Origin of the sequence: Parabacteroides sp. AF27-14, from assembly GCF_003635425.1 — a bacterium.
GTDB classification, from domain to species: domain Bacteria; phylum Bacteroidota; class Bacteroidia; order Bacteroidales; family Tannerellaceae; genus Parabacteroides; species Parabacteroides distasonis.
This window is the reverse complement of sequence record NZ_QTLZ01000009.1, coordinates 141763-162315: the sequence shown is the minus strand read 5'-3', so window position 1 is coordinate 162315 and position 20553 is coordinate 141763. Positions and strand designations below refer to the sequence as shown.

15 protein-coding genes and 1 riboswitch are annotated in these 20553 nt (G+C 44.1%); of the genes, 6 read left to right on the top strand and 9 right to left on the bottom strand.

From position 1 onward, the window contains the following. Both DWY79_RS11675 and DWY79_RS11670 read right to left on the bottom strand, forming a co-directional pair. A complete protein-coding gene (locus tag DWY79_RS11675; RefSeq protein WP_009017450.1) occupies positions 1-1356 on the bottom strand; it encodes a dipeptidase in 1356 nt (451 codons plus the stop codon). 145 nt (positions 1357-1501) lie between these two features. Further along, entirely contained in the window at positions 1502-2647 is a 1146-nt protein-coding gene (locus DWY79_RS11670) for an acyltransferase (RefSeq protein WP_008772162.1), read from the bottom strand. Between the two features lie 96 nt (positions 2648-2743). On the opposite strand from DWY79_RS11670, the gene DWY79_RS11665 reads away from it, so the two are divergent. Then, the gene (locus DWY79_RS11665) at positions 2744-3475 is read left to right on the top strand and encodes an SDR family oxidoreductase (protein ID WP_057326247.1); all 732 of its coding nucleotides are present in this window, start codon (positions 2744-2746) and stop codon (positions 3473-3475) included. Between the two features lie 34 nt (positions 3476-3509). On the opposite strand, the gene DWY79_RS11660 is transcribed toward DWY79_RS11665, so the two are convergent. After that, positions 3510-3842, bottom strand: a complete 333-nt coding sequence (locus DWY79_RS11660) for a DUF3795 domain-containing protein (RefSeq protein ID WP_048927295.1) — start codon at positions 3840-3842, stop codon at positions 3510-3512. A 114-nt stretch (positions 3843-3956) separates the two neighbouring features. Between DWY79_RS11660 and DWY79_RS11655 the strand changes: the two genes are divergently transcribed. Further along, positions 3957-5615, top strand: coding sequence for an amino acid permease (locus DWY79_RS11655; protein WP_057326246.1), 1659 nt, complete (start codon positions 3957-3959; stop codon positions 5613-5615). Between the two features lie 146 nt (positions 5616-5761). Here the strand turns inward: DWY79_RS11655 and DWY79_RS11650 are convergent, their stop codons facing one another. Next, on the bottom strand, positions 5762-6142 hold the full coding sequence (locus tag DWY79_RS11650) for a GtrA family protein (RefSeq protein ID WP_005856979.1): 381 nt from the start codon (positions 6140-6142) through the stop codon (positions 5762-5764). A gap of 101 nt (positions 6143-6243) precedes the next feature. On the opposite strand from DWY79_RS11650, the gene DWY79_RS11645 reads away from it, so the two are divergent. Continuing rightward, a complete protein-coding gene (locus tag DWY79_RS11645) occupies positions 6244-6519 on the top strand; it encodes a putative quinol monooxygenase (protein ID WP_057326245.1) in 276 nt (91 codons plus the stop codon). Between the two features lie 113 nt (positions 6520-6632). Here DWY79_RS11645 and DWY79_RS11640 read toward each other — a convergent pair whose 3' ends face one another. The 5 genes from DWY79_RS11640 to aspT all read right to left on the bottom strand — a co-directional run bounded on the left by DWY79_RS11640 (position 6633) and on the right by aspT (position 15162). Next, positions 6633-7976 (bottom strand): citrate/2-methylcitrate synthase, encoded by a 1344-nt coding sequence (locus DWY79_RS11640; RefSeq protein WP_122369379.1) that lies wholly within the window; start codon positions 7974-7976, stop codon positions 6633-6635. A gap of 5 nt (positions 7977-7981) precedes the next feature. After that, positions 7982-9259 (bottom strand): NADP-dependent isocitrate dehydrogenase, encoded by a 1278-nt coding sequence (gene icd, locus DWY79_RS11635; RefSeq protein ID WP_005856984.1) that lies wholly within the window; start codon positions 9257-9259, stop codon positions 7982-7984. A 23-nt stretch (positions 9260-9282) separates the two neighbouring features. Continuing rightward, on the bottom strand, positions 9283-11532 hold the full coding sequence (locus DWY79_RS11630) for an aconitate hydratase (RefSeq protein WP_057326310.1): 2250 nt from the start codon (positions 11530-11532) through the stop codon (positions 9283-9285). 270 nt (positions 11533-11802) lie between these two features. Beyond that, the gene (locus tag DWY79_RS11625) at positions 11803-13452 is read right to left on the bottom strand and encodes a bifunctional aspartate transaminase/aspartate 4-decarboxylase (RefSeq protein ID WP_122369369.1); all 1650 of its coding nucleotides are present in this window, start codon (positions 13450-13452) and stop codon (positions 11803-11805) included. A gap of 12 nt (positions 13453-13464) precedes the next feature. Then, positions 13465-15162 carry an aspartate-alanine antiporter gene (gene aspT, locus DWY79_RS11620; RefSeq protein ID WP_122369368.1) on the bottom strand — a complete coding sequence of 566 codons (1698 nt, stop codon included), beginning with the start codon at positions 15160-15162 and terminating at the stop codon, positions 13465-13467. A gap of 86 nt (positions 15163-15248) precedes the next feature. Next, positions 15249-15446, top strand: a riboswitch (cobalamin riboswitch). 127 nt (positions 15447-15573) lie between these two features. On the opposite strand from aspT, the gene DWY79_RS11615 reads away from it, so the two are divergent. From DWY79_RS11615 to DWY79_RS11605, 3 genes are all read left to right on the top strand, one after another. Next, positions 15574-16491: a sirohydrochlorin cobaltochelatase gene (locus DWY79_RS11615; protein WP_122369367.1), complete on the top strand. Its 918-nt coding sequence runs from the start codon at positions 15574-15576 to the stop codon at positions 16489-16491. A 146-nt stretch (positions 16492-16637) separates the two neighbouring features. After that, positions 16638-19019 (top strand): TonB-dependent siderophore receptor, encoded by a 2382-nt coding sequence (locus DWY79_RS11610; protein WP_057318755.1) that lies wholly within the window; start codon positions 16638-16640, stop codon positions 19017-19019. Between the two features lie 18 nt (positions 19020-19037). Beyond that, positions 19038-20501 carry a PepSY domain-containing protein gene (locus DWY79_RS11605; protein WP_122369366.1) on the top strand — a complete coding sequence of 488 codons (1464 nt, stop codon included), beginning with the start codon at positions 19038-19040 and terminating at the stop codon, positions 20499-20501. The last annotated feature ends 52 nt before the right edge of the window (positions 20502-20553 follow it).

Here is a 20553-nt window from a genome sequence, read left to right as displayed (position 1 = left end):
TTATTTATATAAACGGTAGAATTCCGCTACCGACTCGATTCCCTTGAAGAAGATATCCAACTCCTGACTCTCGTTGGGCGAATGGATCGCGTTTTGCTCCAAGCCGAATCCCATCAGTACGGTCTTGATACCTAATACCTGCTCGAATGTAGAGATAATAGGAATGCTACCTCCGCGACGAACCGCCAACGGTTTCTTCCCGAATGCGATGCCAACAGCCTTTTCTGCCGCTTGATAAGCTGGCAAGTCTATCGGACAAACATATCCTTGCCCGCCATGGCTGGGCGTAACTTTCACTTTAACATAAGGTGGGGTCACACGAGCTATATACTCCTCAAACATTTGGGAGATCTTGGCATGATCTTGGTGTGGAACCAAACGAGTGGAAACCTTGGCATAAGCCTTTGAAGGCAATACAGTTTTGCTTCCTTCCCCCGTATATCCGCCCCAAATACCACAGATATCGAAAGAAGGCCGACAACTATTACGTTCTAGCGTAGAATAGCCTTTCTCTCCGAAAAGAGCGTCTACCCCGATCGCTTTCTTATATTTTTCCTCGTCGAATGGGATTTGGGCGATCATCTCCCGTTCTGCGGGAGATACATCCTCCACGTCGTCATAAAAACCCGGGATCGTGATGCGTCCATCCACGTCGGTGATATCTGCCATCAATTTGCAAAGTACATTGATCGGATTCGCTACGGCTCCGCCAAAATGACCGGAATGCAAATCGCGGTTCGGTCCGGTTACTTCTATTTCCCAGTAAGCCAAACCACGTAAGCCTGTCGTGAGCGACGGTGTTTCAGCGCTGACCATGCTTGTATCGGAAACGAGGATTACATCCGCTTTCAATAATTCTTTATGTTCCCGGCAAAAATCTTCCAAGCTAGGAGAACCTATCTCCTCCTCTCCTTCGAAAATAAACTTCACGTTACACTGTAACAAGCCTTCTTTAATCGCTGTCTCAAAACCTTTTACTTGAATCATACCCTGTCCCTTATCATCGTCTGCTCCACGGGCCCAAATGCGTCCGTCCCGGATCACCGGCTCGAAAGGTTCACTCTTCCACAATTCCAAAGGTTCGGCGGGCATCACGTCGTAATGAGCGTAAACCAATACGGTCGGAGCATTGGGAGATACCATTTTCTCGGCGTATACGACAGGATTGCCTTTCGTAGGCATTACCTCGGCCTTATCCGCACCAGAAGACAACAGCACCTCAGTCCAACGCTGGGCACATGTCAACATGTCCGGCTTATTCTCATGCTTGGCGCTGATTGACGGAATGCGGATTAAAGAGAACAATTCCTCAAGAAAACGATCCTTATTGGATTCGATATAAGATTTTACTGACATAGCGTTTTATTTTATCAAGTTTATAAATTGTAGCAAATATAACCAAACAGATGGGGATTGCAAGGAGTTTTATGGTATTTTAGCCGTGTTACTACAATAGGCGTGCAGTAACACGGCAAGGCGGGTTGCAGTATACGAAAGAGTTTCATCCCATGATCCATTTAGCTCGTTCACCTAATATACGGTACATGAACCAAGTAAACGCCCATGAGATTATGAAAATCAAAAGTGCCATTATGGGTACTTGCAAAGGTATCGGTAAATCAAACTTCCCGATCAAGATAAAGATCGGACCTACGACAAAATAATGTACGATATAGATTCCGAAACCATATTTGGATATTTTCGATAGTTTTTTAGCTATGAGAGTATTATGAATACGTACCTTTTGAAGAAGAATAAATACAGCTGCCGTCATTAAGACTACATTCGGACTACAGAAGGTGAAAAATAACTCCATATCCAATTCTGTTGCCTCGGGATTCGCTGCGGCCGAACTGAATCCACAATAGGTTATGGCATAACCAACCACAAACATGGCTGCGCAAATAGCGAAGGTTTTCCAAATATTCCAATTATTACCTTGTTTTAAGTAATGTCCTAATAGGAGATATCCGTTGAATCCTGCGAAATAATAAAACATGCCGAATTGATTCCACGTCGCTTCCCCGTATAAATATTTGCTGATATAGGCAGACATATAAGGCAAGAAAAGAGATACGAACCATATCCCTAAATAGACCCTCTCTTTGGAACGATCCGCCTTCTCGATCCATGCGGAGAAGAATGGCATATACAGATACAATCCGATGAGTAAATAAATATACCACATATGGTTTTCCTTAAAACTGAAATTGAACGGGATCATGGCGATGTCTTTCAATGCGTCGGATAAGGATTGTGACTCATTTCCTTGCACATAGCAGAAAAACTCACCGATTATCTCTTTCGGCAAACCTAATAGCCCTGTAACCCAAGGGAATATATTGTATAATACAGACCATATCAAAAAAGGAAATAATACCCTATATATTCTCTTTTTATAGAAAACACCTAAAGATTGTTCCCGTATAGGCAATAGTAAAAGTCCCGTCATCATAACGAAAAGAGGAACGGAGGGCCGTAAAAGAGAGCCGTAAACAGCGGCCCAATGTTTATATTCCGGTAAACTTCCGAGTGTAGGTGAGATATAAAAAGGATCTATACAATGTACTCCGATAACCATCAGCATAGCTACGGTTCGTATTACATCGAGCCACACGATATGTGACTGTGTTGTTGCGTTGTTCATGGATTTATGTGTTAAATTTAAAAGATGGGTGACAAAGATAGAGCTTAGTATGAGAATTTTGTTTATCTTTATTGTTAATTTATTGTATTAAGTATTATGGTCAAACGAATTATCATTATCGGCGCTACCTCCGGTATCGGCTATGAGGTTGCTAAGATTTATTGGAAACGAGGATATCAACTGGGATTGGCTGGTCGTCGGGTTGATCGGTTGGAGGAGTTTCGTAAGCAAGATCCGGAGCATATCCAGATAAAGCAGTTGGACGTGACCGCCGAGGATGCCGCTGATCGTTTAGACGAATTAATCCGTGATTTGGGAGGAATGGACATCTTCCTGCTTAGTTCAGGGATCGGCAACCAGAATAAATACTTAGATACTTCCATTGAACAAGCTACGATACAGACGAATGTGACAGGCTTTACACGTATGGTACTAGCGGCCTATCGTTATTTTTCCAGTCAAGGTGGCGGGCATATATCTGTAATCAGCTCTATTGCCGGAACCAAAGGATTAGGTGTCGCTCCCTCCTACTCGGCTACCAAACGATACCAAAATATTTATATAGACGCTTTAGCCCAACTTTCCCGTATGGAGAAACAGCCTATTACATTTACGGATATCCGTCCGGGATTTGTCCGTACGGATTTATTGAAAGACGGCAGGAATTATCCTATGCTGATGTCTCCCCAATACGCCGCCTTGCGTATCGCTAACGCTATAGACCGGAAAAAGAGAAGGGCGATCATCGATTGGAGATACGCTATCCTTGTCTTTCTCTGGAGACTGATCCCTGAATGGCTTTGGGAACGGCTGCCAATACGGAATTAGGATCGGATATGTTAGAGGTTCATCTTTTTTGCTTCTACATTAGATTTTCTCTTGTGTCGGGAGCATGCTGAAGGACCGCACCGACTATCTGGCAACTATCCAATTCATCACAATCGCCACATGTATTAAAGCCTTTTCCGGATACACATTTGCGTATTTCACAATAATCACTGCAATACGCAAATTTCACTCCGTCCGTACGACACCCCATACAGTTTATAGTTGCGGCTGTAATTTCGGGCGCATTGTTCATGGCACTCCACTTTTGGGCGGTTTTTTCTCTTAGCTCATTATCATTCTTAACTGTGGCTATGCGGGCATCGCAACTTTCGCAATCTAATCCGCAACAGGCTATCAATTGTTTCATTATTTAGTTGTCTATTTATTTTCTTGTTTGTTTCTGTCCTTGCTTTTACTTTTCGGCAAACATAATAAAAATTCCTACCTTTGCGCCCAATTACTAATTTTTTAATCTATACAGATGGGTTTATTTATTAAGAAGCCTTTAGCGGATTTGATGACCGAGGCAAATGATTCGGGCAGTAAATCGCTGAAGCGTATCCTTGGCCCGTGGAGTTTGATCGCCTTAGGTGTCGGTGTTATTATCGGTGCCGGATTGTTCTCCATTACGGGTGCGGTGGCCGCCGGGTATACGGGGCCTGCCATTACTTTATCTTTCGCTATCGCCGCCTTAGGCTGTTGTTTCGCCGGGTTATGTTACGCCGAGTTCGCATCCATGATCCCGGTGGCAGGTAGCGCATATACCTATTCGTATGCCACGATGGGTGAGTTGGTCGCTTGGATTATCGGTTGGGATTTGGTGCTCGAGTATTGCGTGGCCGCTACGACCGTTAGCATAAGTTGGAGTCGGTATTTGGTCGTTTTTCTGGAAGGAGTCGGAATGCATTTACCGCAAGCTTTGACGGCTTGCCCTTGGGATGGCGGTATCGTAAATATTCCGGCTTTTTTGATCGTGGTGTTAATGAGTATTTTGTTGATACGAGGGACGGAAGGCAGTTCTATCTTCAATGGGATTATCGTATTCTTGAAAGTCTCCGTAGTATTGGTGTTCGTAGTCTTGGGATGGAAATATATCCGTATGGAGAATTATACGCCTTATATACCCGCTAATACGGGGACCCTAGGCGAGTTCGGTTTCTCCGGTATCCTACGAGGGGCGGCTATTGTATTCTTTGCTTTCCTCGGTTTCGACGCTGTAAGTACGGCGGCGCAGGAAACCAAGAACCCGAAACGGAATATGCCGATCGGGATCTTGATGTCATTAGTGGTTTGTACTATATTATATATGTTGTTTGCCCACGTGATGACCGGAGTCGTACATTACTCAGCGTTTGCTGGCCAGAATGGAATCGCTCCTGTGGCAATAGCTATCGATCATATGGGGCAAATGGATGCTTCTGGTGTGATTCGTCCGGATTACCCTTGGATGAACCGGGCGATCGTAATAGCTATTTTACTGGGGTATTGCTCGGTTATCATGGTAACGTTATTAGGACAGAGCCGTGTATTCTTGAGTATGAGCCGGGATGGGCTGCTCCCTCCCCTATTTTCTCATATCCATGAGAAATTCCGCACGCCGGCACGAAGTAATTTCCTGTTTATGTTATTGGTCGGTGCATTGGCAGCTTTCGTTCCGGCGAGCGTAGCGGGCGAGATGTGTAGTATCGGGACTTTGTTCGCTTTTACGCTAGTTTGCGCCGGGGTATTGATTGTCCGTAAGACAATGCCGGACGCTCCCCGGTCTTTCAAAACCCCGTTGGTTCCGTTCGTGCCTATCGCCGGTATCATAACTTGTCTGGTGATGATGCTTTTTCTCCCGGCTGATACATGGATTCGTTTGGTATTATGGATGTTAATCGGTCTGGATATATATGTCTGCTATGGCATCAAACACAGCAAACTGGAACATATGCAGAAACATCGCTCGGGACAGACCACATTGGATATGATCGGTATTACCCTATCCGTGCTTTGCGTGATTACGGGGCTTTGGCACCAGCAAACCGTGGGATGGGGCGAAAGTAAAGTCTTATTGATTATCTCATTCGTATTCGCTTTTACGCATCTAGCTTTCTATCTTTACAGACTCGGGAAGCAGTTTACGAGCCTTACCCGTTAGCGATTCAGCACGATTAGTCTCGATGGCTCACGCGACTAGTCCCGATGGTCAACACCAGTAGTGGTGAAGGCTTATGCGAATAGTCGCATTGACCTTCACCACTACTGGCGTACTATACCACTTCCTTTGATACGATTTATCGGATTCTAGCTCTTAAAAGTAAGCCTCTTATTCATCATAAAATTAACGGCTCCGTAAACGAAAAGTCCAAGGAACTGACCCAGATATTCATTTAGATCGATCACCTCCACCATTAAAAGCAAGAATATGAATTGAGTAGCGTAAGCGCAACCAAAAGCGATTAGGAATAAAGGAATCTCCTTCCAGAAATTACCTTTCCCGGAAGAAAATACCCAGTATTTACTCCAAAAGAAGTTATTCACCAAGGCAGCCACATATCCAGCCATGTTCGACCACAAGTAATTACAATCCAGAATATCCATTAATATCCAGATTACCAATGCGGTGATCAAAGCGTTAGAAGAACCTACAATGGCGAAACGAAGAATACGAACAGATTCCTTCATGCTGTTAATTATACGTTTCGAATGACAAATATACGGGTTTATTTCTATATTTGTGCTGTACTTTTGATCAAGTATGTAACATTCTTAAAACAATTATGAGTATGATTAGACTAAATGTATTTATTCAAGTAAGTGAGGAGAATCGTCCCGCCGCATTGGAGACTGCGAAAGAATTGGTTGAAAAGTCTTTGAAAGACAATGGCTGTATTGCTTATGATATTTTCGAGAGCGCTACTCGTAGTGATGTATTGATGATTTGTGAGACGTGGAAAGACGCTGAATCCTTATCAGCTCACGAAAAAGCTGAGCATTTCGTAACGTTGGTTCCTAAATTGCAAGGATTAGGTGCGATGAAACTTGAGAAATTTACATTTTAAGGGTTTTATGTAGGCTTATTATTATAAGCTTGAGCATGTTAAAAAATCATAGTTATGAATCCTTCAACTTATAACTATGAATGAAAGAAAACATAACTATGATTTTTTTAGTGTTATCGCTCGTTGATTGAGATATATTCCCTATCGTCCAAAACGTTCTTGTAAGCCGGACGGATGATGCGTTTTCCGTCAAAGTTCAACTCCTCGATACGGTGAGCGGTCCAACCCACGATTCGGGCCATGGCGAATAAAGGCGTATAGATTTCCTGTGGCAAACCGATCATCTCATAAACGAATCCGGAATAGAAGTCCACGTTCGAGGAAACCCGTTTCTTAGTTCCTTTATGCTTGGCGAAACATTCGATCGCTCTTTCCTCTAATAACTCAAGGAAGGCGAATTCCTCAAAGCGACCTTTCTCTTTTGCCAGATCACGAGCCAGTTCCTTTAATACAACCGCACGGGGATCGGAAATCGTATAGACCGCATGGCCGATACCATAGATCAAGCCTGTCTTGTTATAAGCCTCTTTGTTAAGCATCCGCATGAAATAAGTATCGATCTCGTCCACGTTCTTCCAATCCGCGATATTCTCTTTCAAATGATGGAACATATCTACTACCTGAATATTGGCGCCTCCGTGCAACGGGCCTTTCAATGAGCCGATACCAGCTGCGATAGATGAGTACGTATCCGTTCCCGTAGAACTAGTGACGCGTACCGTGAACGTAGAGTTATTACCACCACCATGTTCTGCTTGCAATACCAAGAGCAAATCCAACGTACGTGCGTCCAGATCCGTGAAATCACGTTTCAGCATGTGAAGGAAATTTTCTGCGATCGATAAGTTCTCGTGCGGATGACGGATGTGTAAAGAACGCCCCTGTGTGCTATGACGATAAATATTGTAGGCATAAGCGATAATCGTCGGGAACTTAGAGATCAATTCAATAGATTGGCGCATTAAGTTATCTCGGGAGGTGTCGTCCGGGTTTGCGTCGAAGGTATACATCTCCAATACGCTACGAGCCAATATATTCATGATGTTCTGTCCTTCCAGATCCAGAATATTCATCTTGGTCTTTTGCTCCAAGGGCATATTATCGTTCAACAGTTCTTTAAAGGCTGATAATTCCTCTTTATCGGGGAGTTTACCAGAAAGTAATAAATAAGCCACTTCCTCAAAACCGAACCGTTTTTCCTTGATGAAATCACGCGCTAAATCCTCTACGTCGTAACCTCTATAGAATAACTTACCGGGGATCGCTTTAAGACCGCCCTCTGGCAAGCGTTCGTATCCTACTACATTACCGACTTGGGTCAATCCTACTAACACGCCACTACCATCCTCGTTACGAAGGCCACGTTTCACATTATACATCGGGAAAAGTTCGTTGTCGATCTTGCAAGCCTCTTTGGCAGCCTCGGACAATTTGTAAATTAAATATTCTTTCTTCAACATGACTATACTAATTTAATTGTTTCGATAATAGAGATGATACGATCACCAAATTCTTTGGTGCCGAGAGATTTGCCGTTCGGCATAAAACGAGCCAAGTCATGAGTGGCCTCTCCAGCGGAGAAAGCTTGCTCCATAGCGGATGTAATCAGGTTAGCCGCATCACTCCATCCCATATATTCCAGCATCATCACGGATGATAATAATAAGGAAGAGGGGTTTACGAGATTCTTTCCCGCAATATTCGGAGCGGTTCCATGTGTTGCCTCGAAGATCGCATGACCACTGTTATAGTTGATATTAGCACCGGGAGCAATGCCAATGCCACCTACCATCGCCGCTAATTGATCGGAGATATAATCGCCGTTCAGGTTCAAGGTAGCGATCACGGAATATTCTTCCGGAATTAATAGAGTGTTTTGCAAGAAAGCATCGGCTATGACATCCTTGATAATGATTTTACCGGCCTTTGAAGCTTCCACTAAGGCGGTATTGGCCGCTTCCTCGCCTTGCTCTTTCTTGATCTTCTCATATTGAGGCCATGTGAAAGTGAGATCCGCAAACTCCCGTTCCGCTAAAGCGTATCCCCATAGTTTGAAACCACCTTCCGTGAATTTCATGATGTTACCTTTGTGTACCAAAGTCACGCTCGGTAACTGATGCAATATCGCGTATTCGATAGCGGCACGCACCAGACGCTCCGTACCTTCCACAGAAACCGGCTTGATGCCGAAAGAGGAAGTTTCCGGGAAACGTATTTTCTTCACTCCCATTTCCTCGGTGAGGAACTTCAATAACTTTTGTGCCTCCGGAGTCCCTTGTTGCCATTCGATTCCGGCATAGATATCTTCCGTATTCTCACGGAAGATATACATATTCACTTTCTGCGGCTCCTTTACCGGAGATACGACTCCTTTGAACCAACGAACCGGACGGAGACAAACATATAAATCCAACGTCTGACGGAGGGCCACATTTAATGAACGGATACCTCCACCAATTGGAGTCGTCAGCGGTCCCTTAATACCGACGATGTATTCACGGAACGCTTCCATAGTCTCATCGGGAAGCCAACTTCCGGTTTGCTTAAACGCCTTTTCGCCGGCTAAGACCTCTTTCCATTCGATGGAACGGGTTCCGTTGTAAGCTTGCTTGATGGCAGCGTTTACTATCTTTTGGCTAACGGGAGTGATCTCATGCCCCACGCCATCTCCTTCAATATAAGGGATTGTCACGTGATCCGGAACGAAAATATGATTACCTTTCTTTGTTATCTTACTCATGATATCAAGATTTTTTGTTTGTCTTAGTGAGCTGTATTTAAAGCGGAACCCGCCTTGAACCATTTAATTTGTAAATCATTATACGTATGGTTAACCGGGAATGATTCTTGCGTACCATCCGCATGAAGAAGAACGGCCGTCAACGGTTTGCCCGGCTGAAAATCTTTCAATCCGATGATCGAGATATGGTCATTCTCGCGGATCTTGCTGTAATCCTCCTTATTGGCGAAAGTCAGTGCTAACATTCCTTGTTTCTTCAAGTTTGTCTCGTGGATACGGGCGAAACTCTTGGCTAGGATCACTTTTACATTTAGGAAGCGAGGCTCCATGGCTGCATGTTCCCGGGAAGAGCCTTCACCATAGTTTTCTTCCGCTACGACGATCGAGGAAATACCATTTGCCTTGTATTGTTTCGCTACGGCAGAAACTGCTTCATATTCATTGTTCAGTTGATTCAATACAGAGTTTGTCTTCCCGTTGAAAGCGTTTACGGCTCCCATCAACATATTATCCGATATATTTTCCAAATGCCCACGGAAACGTAACCATGGACCGGCCATCGAGATATGATCCGTCGTACATTTACCTTCAGCCTTGATAAGAAGGGGCATATCCGTGAAATCCTCTCCATTCCAAGGAGCGAAAGGCTTTAATGCTTGTAGGCGGTTGGATTCCGGATCGATGTTCACCACTACGTTCTTACCCGTAGGTGCCAGATAGCCGTTATCCTTTACCTCGAAACCTTTCGGCGGAAAATCCGTGCCTTTCGGTTCTTTCAGTTTCACAACCTTACCATCCTCTGTCTTCAATGTATCGGTCAAAGGATTGAAACATAGATCACCTGCGATGGTCAAGGCCAGTGTCAGTTCCGGAGAAGCGACAAAAGCATGTGTATTCGGATTACCGTCCGCACGTTTAGCGAAGTTACGATTGAATGAAGTAACGATCGAATTCTTACGGGTATTATCATCCGTATGACGTTTCCATTGTCCGATACAAGGACCACAGGCATTCGCCATAATGGTTGCGCCAATCCGTTCAAAATCACCGATAATACCATCTCTTTCCGCCGTATAACGGATTTGCTCGGAACCCGGGTTGATGATCAAGGGTGCCGCTACCGGTATTTTATCCTCATAAGCTTGGCGAGCAATGGATGCCGCACGGCTTAGATCTTGATAAGAAGAGTTGGTACAGGAACCGATTAATCCGACCTCCATCTTTCGGGGATAGCCATTCGCTTTTACTTTTGCGGCAAACTCCGAGATAGGCGTAGCTGCATCCGGCGTGAACGGACCGTTGATATGCGGCTCCAATTCGGAAAGGTTAATAACGATTACACGATCGTAAAACTTATCTGGCTCGGCACGAACGTCCATATCCGCTTCCAGATATTCACCGATAGCTTCGGCCCAGCTCGCTACCTCGTCACGTCCCGTGGCACGAAGATATTGAGCCATTGTATTATCGAATGGAAATAAGGAAGTCGTCGCTCCTACCTCGGCACCCATATTACAGATCGTAGCTTTTCCGGTCGCTGAGATTGAGGCGGTGCCCGGACCAAAATATTCGATGATAGCGTTCGTTCCACCTTTTACGGTTAAGATGCCCGCTAGCTTAAGAATCACGTCCTTCGGCGAGGCCCAACCATTCAAATTACCAGTTAACTTAACACCAATTAGTTTCGGCATCTTCAGTTCCCATTCCATTCCGGTCATGACATCCACGGCGTCGGCTCCTCCTACTCCGATAGCGACCATTCCAAGTCCTCCGGCATTCGGGGTATGTGAATCAGTTCCTACCATCATACCGCCGGGAAACGCATAATTTTCCAATACCACTTGATGGATAATGCCTGCTCCGGGTTTCCAAAAACCGATTCCATATTTATCGGAGACCGATTTCAAGAAATCATAGACCTCGCTATTGCTTTTGGTAGCCGTATCGATATCCGTCTTGGCTCCCATATTCGCTTGGATCAAATGGTCGCAATGCACGGTAGCCGGTACTGCGGATTTTTCTTTTCCGGCGTTCATGAATTGTAAAAGCGCCATCTGAGCGGTGGCATCTTGCATAGCCACACGGTCGGGACGGAAATTCACATAATCCTCACCTCTTTTGAAAAGGCGAGTCGAGCTTTCATCGTATAGATGCGCATATAAGATTTTCTCGGCCAAGGTCATCGGGCGACCACCGATACGTTCGCGGGCTGTGTCCACTCTTCTGGGGAAATTCGCATAGAAATTTCTAAGCATGTCAATGTCGTACACCATATTCATATTCGTTTTTTATTGTAAGCCTTTTCGCAAATATATTTATCTATAACCAGCTAAAATGTAATAAATAAGACATCTGCCAATGAGTCTTTGTTTTTATTATCAACAAATATATAATATAATGAAATACAATTTGTTCGATAATTTCTATGAGGTTATAGAGGTTATTTATAATCTCCCGGATAACTTAGAAAAACGGGCTAATCGCACGTTTATTAATAAAACGTACCATTAGCCCGTTTTGTTCAAGCCTTGGAGCTGTTTTTTCTACTTATCGAGACTTTCTTTCCATCTTTGGGCATAACTATGCAAAATAGATGCGATACCCTCTCCGATCCGGACATAATCTTCCCGTTTAAGGTTGGCTAAAGATGCGCGGATAGACCACTCGGGAGCATCAAAACCTCCTCCGTTCAGTAAAACCAAGGAAGTTTCCTGTGCCAGACGGAAAACGACATCCAGAGGTTCGTAATTCTTTTTTAGATATTCCACGAAATCATCCCCATAGAATTTCTTAGCCCAGACAAGCATATCGATCTCACTATAATATCCCGCACGCAAAGGGTCGTCTAATAAGGTGAATCCGGTGCTTTCCCACAATGTGTGTAAACGCTCGTGGATCATATCCTGCATCCTTTTCTTATAGGTATTTTCCGCATCTAATAGAGCGAAAGACGCAAACAGAGACATTTGTGTTTGCTGTGGCAAGGAAAGACCGGCCGTATGATTCAAGGCTACTTGACGGCTATCGGCTACCATACGATCAATAAAGCGGATATCCTCGGGATGTAAGGATAGACTGCTATATCGTTTTTTTAGAAGCTCCTGTTTATCTCTTGGCAATTCACGGATCATCCGGTCGTAAATATTATCTTGATGTAAAGCGATTACCGCCAATCTCCATCCGGTTGCCCCGAAATATTTGGAGAAAGAGTAGACACATAACGTATTCTTTGGTAATTCGGCCATCATCGAGCGAAAATGCGGAATAAATGTCGCATACACATCATCCGTAATAATCATGAGGTTGGGATTGTCGTTCCGTACGATCTCAACGATCCTATTCATCAATGCTTTTGTCAATCCGTATGAAGGCGGGTTGCTCGGGTTTGTTATGAAAGCAGCTTTCACGCTAGGATCTTTCAGGACATCTAAATCTTTTTCTTGATATTGCCACGTGTGATAGCCGTCTTTTGTCATCTTCAAGGCTTTTATCTCTATGACATTAAAAAGATAACGAGCCTGTTCCGGAATCTCTATATAAGGAGTGAATACCGGAGCGAAGAGAACGATCTTATCTCCCTTATTCAACAAGAAATTCTGCTGCAAGGTATCGAAGATATAACACATGGCGGCAGTTCCGCCCTCGGTAGCGAAAAGGTCGAATATTCCCTCAGGGGGCTGGTTATCACATAATTCTTGGTCTAAATAATCCCGCACGAGCATTTCTGTATATTTCAAGATACGATCGGGAACCGGATATTGATCACCAATGACGCCTTCCGCCCATTCATATACAAGCTCATTCTCATCTACACCTTTTTCCGTGACCAGATATTCATAGGTACCCTTCAATAAAGTAGCGCCGGGAGATTGCGCATGTTTCTTTAGAAACTGTACGAAGCGAGACGCGATCCTTTTGCGGTTGGGAACCCCTGCGGCTCCGGCCATCTCATCTGCCAATTCGGTTTCCTGCAGGCATTCCTCCAAGGCGAACTGCCCTAATAGGAAGAATGCCTCCCGTGGAACCGTACTGATCCAGTTTGGATTTCCCCTTCCTGCGTTCAGCATGATGTGCGTACTTTTACGAGCGCTCTCATCCGCTAACTCTATCAAGATGTTCTTTAGCTCGAAAGGGCTAATCTCCGACATCTTTTTCTCATATTCTCTCGTGACATGTATTTTCTTCTTGTCCATACATTATATATATTACATGATTAGCACAATAACGACACCCCAGATGATTAATAAAGTATTACCCACCGCATAGGTAACGGTATAGCCTAAGGCTGGAGTCTCACTTCCTACGGCATCTTCCACCGCTCCTAATGCGGCAGTTGTCGTACGTGAACCCGCCGTACAACCTAAAGTAATAGCCGGGTGGAACTTAAAAACGTAACGTCCCATCAGAATACCGATGATAAGCGGGATAGATGTCGCTAAAGCACCGATAATAAATAAACTTATACCGACTTCCTTCAATCCGGTCACGAAACTGGGACCCGCCGTGATACCGACTACGGCGATAAACATATTCAACCCCAAATTATTTAATATCCAAACGGAAGGCTCCGGAATACGCCCGAAGGTCGGATGCTTAGAACGAAGCCATCCAAAGACGAGCCCGGCTATCAAAGCACCTCCACTCGTACTTAGGCTAATCGGGACACCCCCGAAATGAATCGCGAGCGAACCTAAAATTCCCCCTAAGAAAATACCGATACCCACGAAAATCAAATCGGTCTGATTGGTTGGGCGATCGGGATATCCCAAAGCCGTCGCCGCTTTATTTACCTCTGATTTCATGCCTACCAATTCCAGCATATCACCAGAATCTATCACCGTAGCGGCCAAGACCGGGATATTGATACCCGCACGCCTTACGGACTTGATGCTAACACCATGCATAAACGATTGATTGCGTAAATAGCAGATCTTTTTCCCCACGTATTCCTTATGGATCACTAGTACGGGTAACGTCTCTGCCGGAAAATCGAGCAATTCAATGTCATTGACCTCGTCGCCAATCCAGTTCTCCTCTCCGATCACGAATTCTCGGCGACCGCTTAGAACAACCTCATTTCCGGTATGTAAAACCAAATCCGGTTTAACATCGGTTACTACATTATTAATACGGACACACTCCACGAACAAATGCCGTCCCAATTGGTCTAAATATACCTCCAACTGCTTTACGCTTTTGCCATCCTTGAACCATTCATTACTAATCTTATAGGCCCGGAAAGTTACCGGACGGGCAGCAGGCATAAAGCCCGGTTGCTCGCTCTCGTCGTTATTTCCCATTTTAGCCTCTAGCTCTTTACACGCTTTTTTCACGTAGTCGAGTCCTCCTAAAAGACGTGGCCCGATATCACTCACTAACCATGCGGATCCTGCCGTACCGAAAATATAAGTTACCGCATAGGCCACGGGCATTACATTTACCATAGCGCTTTTATCCGTATCGCTAATATTCATCTGTCCGATCGTATCTTCGGCAACTCCTAATACTGCCGACATCGTCTGGGAGCCCGCCAATAATCCTGCGGCCTCGCCTGCGTTATATCCCATAAGTTTCGCTAACAAAAAAGGAGCGATCAAACAAAACACACACATGACGGCGGCGAAAAGCATTTGAGGAAGACCTTCCTTTTTCAATCCCCGGAAGAACTGTGGCCCAACACTATATCCTACAGCGAAGAGGAACATCAAGAAAAAGACGGACTTTAACGGTCCGCTTATATCGATTTTTAATTGCCCGATCAATACACCGACCAATAATACGCTGGTAACCGTTCCCAGCGTGAACTTCTTTATCTTAAACTTGCCAATCCAGAAACCGAGAGCTAAGGTTATGAAAATAGCTAGCTCCGGATAATGTTGAAGTAAATTAGTTATCCATTCCATATCTATTTATTTGATGTTAAACAAAAAAGATGCTATTGAAACAGGGATTCTTTGAAAGATGTTGTTACTTTTCGGGATTATTTATATAAATTTGCGACCGCTTAGGTGATAGAGTTTGTCTACCGACAATTCTATAAAAGGGAATCCGGTTAGAATCCGGAACAGTGCCCGCTACTGTGAAGCTCTTGAAAAGGAAAGCGTTCTGCTATGCCACTGTCTTAAGAAAGATGGGAAGGTTGCTTTTCGAGCCAGTCAGGAAACCTGCCAAGCGAAGTAATGATTAATTCCTCCCGGGGTTAGGAGTAATTAAGAGGATAGAAATATCACCTATATCTAAAAGATGTTGGAGACGGAATAATACGTTGTCTCCGTGGGATTGATATGTAATCTAATTATTAATATATTCATATGATGAGGAAACACTTACTATCTTTCTTCCTGCTGGTCATCAGCCTAGTTTGTCGTGCGCACGATGGCGAGAATTTTGTAGCATCCGATTTATTCGCCTCTTTACAACCGGGCGATAAGGCCGCTTTATTGATGGTACATTTTGGAACAACCCATGATGATACCCGTGCCTTGACAATCGACGCGATCAATCAAAAAGCGAAAGAAGCTTTCAAAGATGTTGAGTTGCGTGAGGCATGGACTTCTCGCATTGTAATGCGCCGCTTAAAAGCTCGTGGCATAGAGAAACTAAACCCGATCGAAGCCTTGGAAAAGTTAAAGGCTGATGGTTATACGCACATCTTGATCCAATCCACGAATATAATCGAAGGTATCGAGATGGAATCCTTACGTAAAGACGTTGCCGCCATGAAGTCTTCTTTCAAGGAAATCCGAATCGGCAATCCCCTATTGTATACGCCGGAAGATTATGAGGCAGTAATCGCTGCTATCATAAAAAATGGGGCGAAGGAAGGCGCTACATTATTAGTAGGTCATGGCACTTATACTCCAGCAACGGCCCAATATGCCATGTTGGATTATATGTTGAAGGAGAAGGGGTTCAAGAATTATTCCGTAGGAACTATTGAAGGTTATCCTTCTTTTGATACGATGGAAGCTCAAGTAAAAGCCAATGGTACGAAGAAAGTCGTGTTAATGCCATTTATGTTTGTCGCTGGAGACCATGCGAAAAACGATATCGCCGGTGATTGGAAAGAGGAACTGGAAAAGAAAGGCTACGAGGTAAGCGTATTTATGGAAGGTCTGGGACAGAATCCGGATATTCAGAAGATTTTCATCGAACATGCCCGTTTCATGGCTAAACATAAGATGATCGATATCGTTGATAAGAAGAAAGCTTATGCGGTAGAGAAGGACTAAAAAAGTTCTCCAAATCTATGTTTTATTCCTTTCGGAAGAAAAAGTAATTCCTTCCGAAAGAAACTAAATTTTCATTCGAAGGAAAATGGAATTTCTTTCGAAAGGGATTTCACATGCATACAATAAACAGTTATAATGCTAAATATATGAAAAGAGTTTTGACAATCTTACCGTTGACAGCCTTATGTATCAGTACGATGCAGGCACAACACAAGAATGAGTACACGAATTTCGCCGATACGACATTCAATATTCAAGAAGTCGTAGCGACCGCCGCACGCAAGCCACGTCCACAAATCACGAAGTTGGACGTACCTATGAAATATCTTCCTATTTCAATTAATAGCATTACGGCGAGTAGTTTGGAGTTGCGAGGTATCCGTAATATCCAAGATGCGGTACGCTTTATGCCGGGCGTACGATTCCAGACATCTTATGGCGCATTTCAACAATTGTCGATCCGTGGTTTCGATCATTCTATCATGATGATAGACGGTATCCGCGATGAACGTTCGGCAATAAACAACTCTTATCCCGTACCCGATCTATCCTGTATCGAGTCTATTGAATTATTAAAGGGACCGGCTTCTGTACTTTACGGACATTCAGCCGTAGGTGGAACCTTGAATATCGTTCGTAAATCCCCGTCAGAGAAACAGAGCGTTAATGCTCGATTGGCCTACGGTAGTTACGAGAATAAAGAGGCGACACTTGGCATGGGCGGTAAATTGGTCGGTCCGGTCAATTATTACGCCAATGTCAACTTTTCCGATCAAGAGGGCTGGCGTGATAATGGCAACCGTCGCTTTTCCGGTTATCTGGCATTGCAAGCTAAAATGACGGAACGTGACATATTAGATGTTCGCGGAGGTTTTAACCGCGACTTCTATGGGACGGAGATCGGTCTTCCCGATTTAATGGCAAATGATGTATATAATGTGCAAACAGGACAGTTATATCTCCATAAAAATGAGATGCTACCGGGACTTGACCGTGAGGCTCGCTACAATAACGAGTCCGACTTTATGAAGAATCACGCATGGAACGTATCGACGCAATACACACATACTTTTTGGAACGGCGCGAAACTAACAGATCGCCTTTCTTACAATAACGACGATATCAACTATTTTGGGACGGAAGCCCTCGACTATCTCGAAAGTGATGATCCGATCTATGATCATTATTATATGAAAAACGGCCAGAAAAAATATATCTGTTTGGACAGTGTATATCTTTCTTTCCCGCTTCGCTTCTCCCATATAGCCAAGACGGTAGCCAATACGCTCGAGCTAAGCGGTAAATTCAGGACGGGTGAGATAAAGCATACGTATATGGGAGGTTACTCTTTCGTCGCCTTGAATCGTACCAGCTATTCGGGCTATAATTTAGGAGATGATGTTCAGGGTCCCGGCCTTTATTCGCATGTATCCGTTTATGATCCGCATAGCATGGGATATATGACCAGTAAATTCTCGAAAGCAACGGTTACGCATCATTATTCCAACAGCCTTTATCTTCAAGATATGGTTGAGTTCAACGAGCAATGGAAGGTATTAGCCGCTCTACGTTACGACTTTTTCCGTTATATGTCCGCCAGCGCTACAACTCCTACCGGACGACGTGAGTATGAGGAGCATTCAAGCTTCAATATGATAAAGAATAAGGCGTTGACTTATCGTTTCGGAGCGGTCTATCTGCCCCATCCGAATACATCCATTTATGCGTCTTTCGCCTCTTTCTTCAAGCCGATCCGTACGTTCTATCAAGATAACGTCATTTATGTAGGAGGTGATGGAAATCGTTTCGAGCCTGCTCGCAATGAGGAAGTATTTAAGCCGGAGAAAGGATACCAAGCCGAGGTGGGTCTTAAATATCAATTGAACAATATATTAAGCGCCAATGCCAGCTTGTTCTATATCCGGAAGATGAACAGTACGGCTACGTTGACCAACAACTATCAAGAGGAAGTAAACGGCGAGACTACCACGATGAGTGTAATCGGACAGGTGGGTGTACAAGATTCCAAAGGTTTTGATTTTGATGTCACTCTTTCTCCGGTAAGCACCTTAGCGCTGACGATCGGTTATGGATTGAACGACTCCAAGATCCGGGAGATGAAAGAAATAAAGGATCCGGAATTGATCGAGGCTATCTATGGCAATAACCCGGATGAGACAAAGCAACAATTGAATAGCCAAGAAGGAAACTGGCAGAGCAACGTACCGAACCAGACTTTCTACGCATACGGCAGTTATACCATCCCTCGGGGTGTCTTGAAGAATCTGGAATTTCACTTGAGTAGCAGTTATACCGGTAAAGTATACCGTAATACATCTAACAACTCTTGGTTCGATCCGTATTGGGTAACCGATTTCGGTATGTCTTATTTGTTGAACAACAATATTCACCTTACATTCAACTTGAATAACTTGTTTGACAACAATTATTATAACCAAGCGCTCGGACAACAGATAGTGCCAAGCATGCCTCGTAATTTCCAAGTGGCTATCTTCTATACATTATAATATATAGAACATACGCTCATGAATCTATTGACAAAGATCATGCAATTTATACACAGGATACTGGGCACGGCGCTCAGTATCCTGTTCCTCGTTTGGTTCCTATCGGGATTGGTAATGATCTACCATACGTTCCCGCGAGCGGATCGGGCCGATAAACGGGCGAAGATGGATATTCTCTCTCTGGAGAATCTTCCTTCGTTAGACCAGATAGAGAAACGTTTACCGCAGAACGAGCGGATAAGCCATGTTACCTTAAACAGCTATTTGGGACAAACTGTTTTTCATATCCGGACGGAGAAAGGGAGCTATGATATTCCTGCCGACTCGACGGAAAGATTACCCGTAATCGACTGGAATCGTATCCAACGTGTGGCATCACTATGGAATACCTCTTCCATAGCGAAGGTAGATTCCTTGTACACCTTGGACCAATGGATTCCATTCGGTCGTTTAAAAGAGGAATTTCCGATCTATAAATTCCATTTCGCCGATCCGGAACGACATGAATTATACATATCCTCTAAATCCGGGGAGGTTTTGCAATATACGGATAAAAACAGTCGTTTCTGGGCTTGGCTCGGGGCGATCCCTCATTGGGTCTATTTCACTTCCTTGCGGCAAGACGCTGAATTATGGATAAAGGTAGTTGTCTGGTTATCCGGAATCGGGTGCGTTATGTGTATCGCCGGGATCTATTTAGGAATACGGGATTTCCGGTTAGCGAGGAGACGTCATTTGATTTCCCCTTATAAGAAGTTCTGGTATAAATGGCATCATATTCTTGGGGTGTTATTCGGTTTATTCGTCCTCACCTTCTGCTTTAGTGGTATGATGTCTTTAGCTCGTGTACAGGATTGGGGGTTGAAAGCCAAGCTCTATATAAACCCGGTTCAAGAACTGCGGAAGATGGCTCCTTCCCCACTCGATTATCCGTTGGATTACAGGGCGGTCATACAAGCCTATCCCGGCCAGATCCGTCAATTGGAATGGAGTAGTTTTGGTGATATACCCTTTTACATCGTACAAACAGACACGAAGGATATTGTCGTGAACGCAAATAAGAGTGACGGGATATCTTTATTGAACCTGCGACCGGAAGAAATCCGTTCCGTATTGTCTCAGATACATGGTATCGGGACCACGGCTGATATCAAACTGTTGGATGCTTATGATACGTATTATATCTCACGAAAAAGGAATTTAGAACTCCCGGTCTGGAAAGTATCTATTCAAGACGTGGATAATAGTTGTTATTACATTAATCCCCGTAATGGACAATACCGTTATGTAAATACGCCGTCTCGTTGGAACCATTGGATGTATCCGGCATTGCATAGCTTGAATCTGAAATTCTTGGTAGATCATCCGGTCTTATGGAATATCGTGATGTGGGGAACCATGTTGGGAGGCACGTTCGTTTCCTTATCCGGTGTATGGCTTGCGATAAAATATATCAGGCGAAAAGCGAGAAGAAAGAAGTAAAGCCTGTATATTTGTATTATATTTATTGAGAACATTGTATTATAAAATAGAT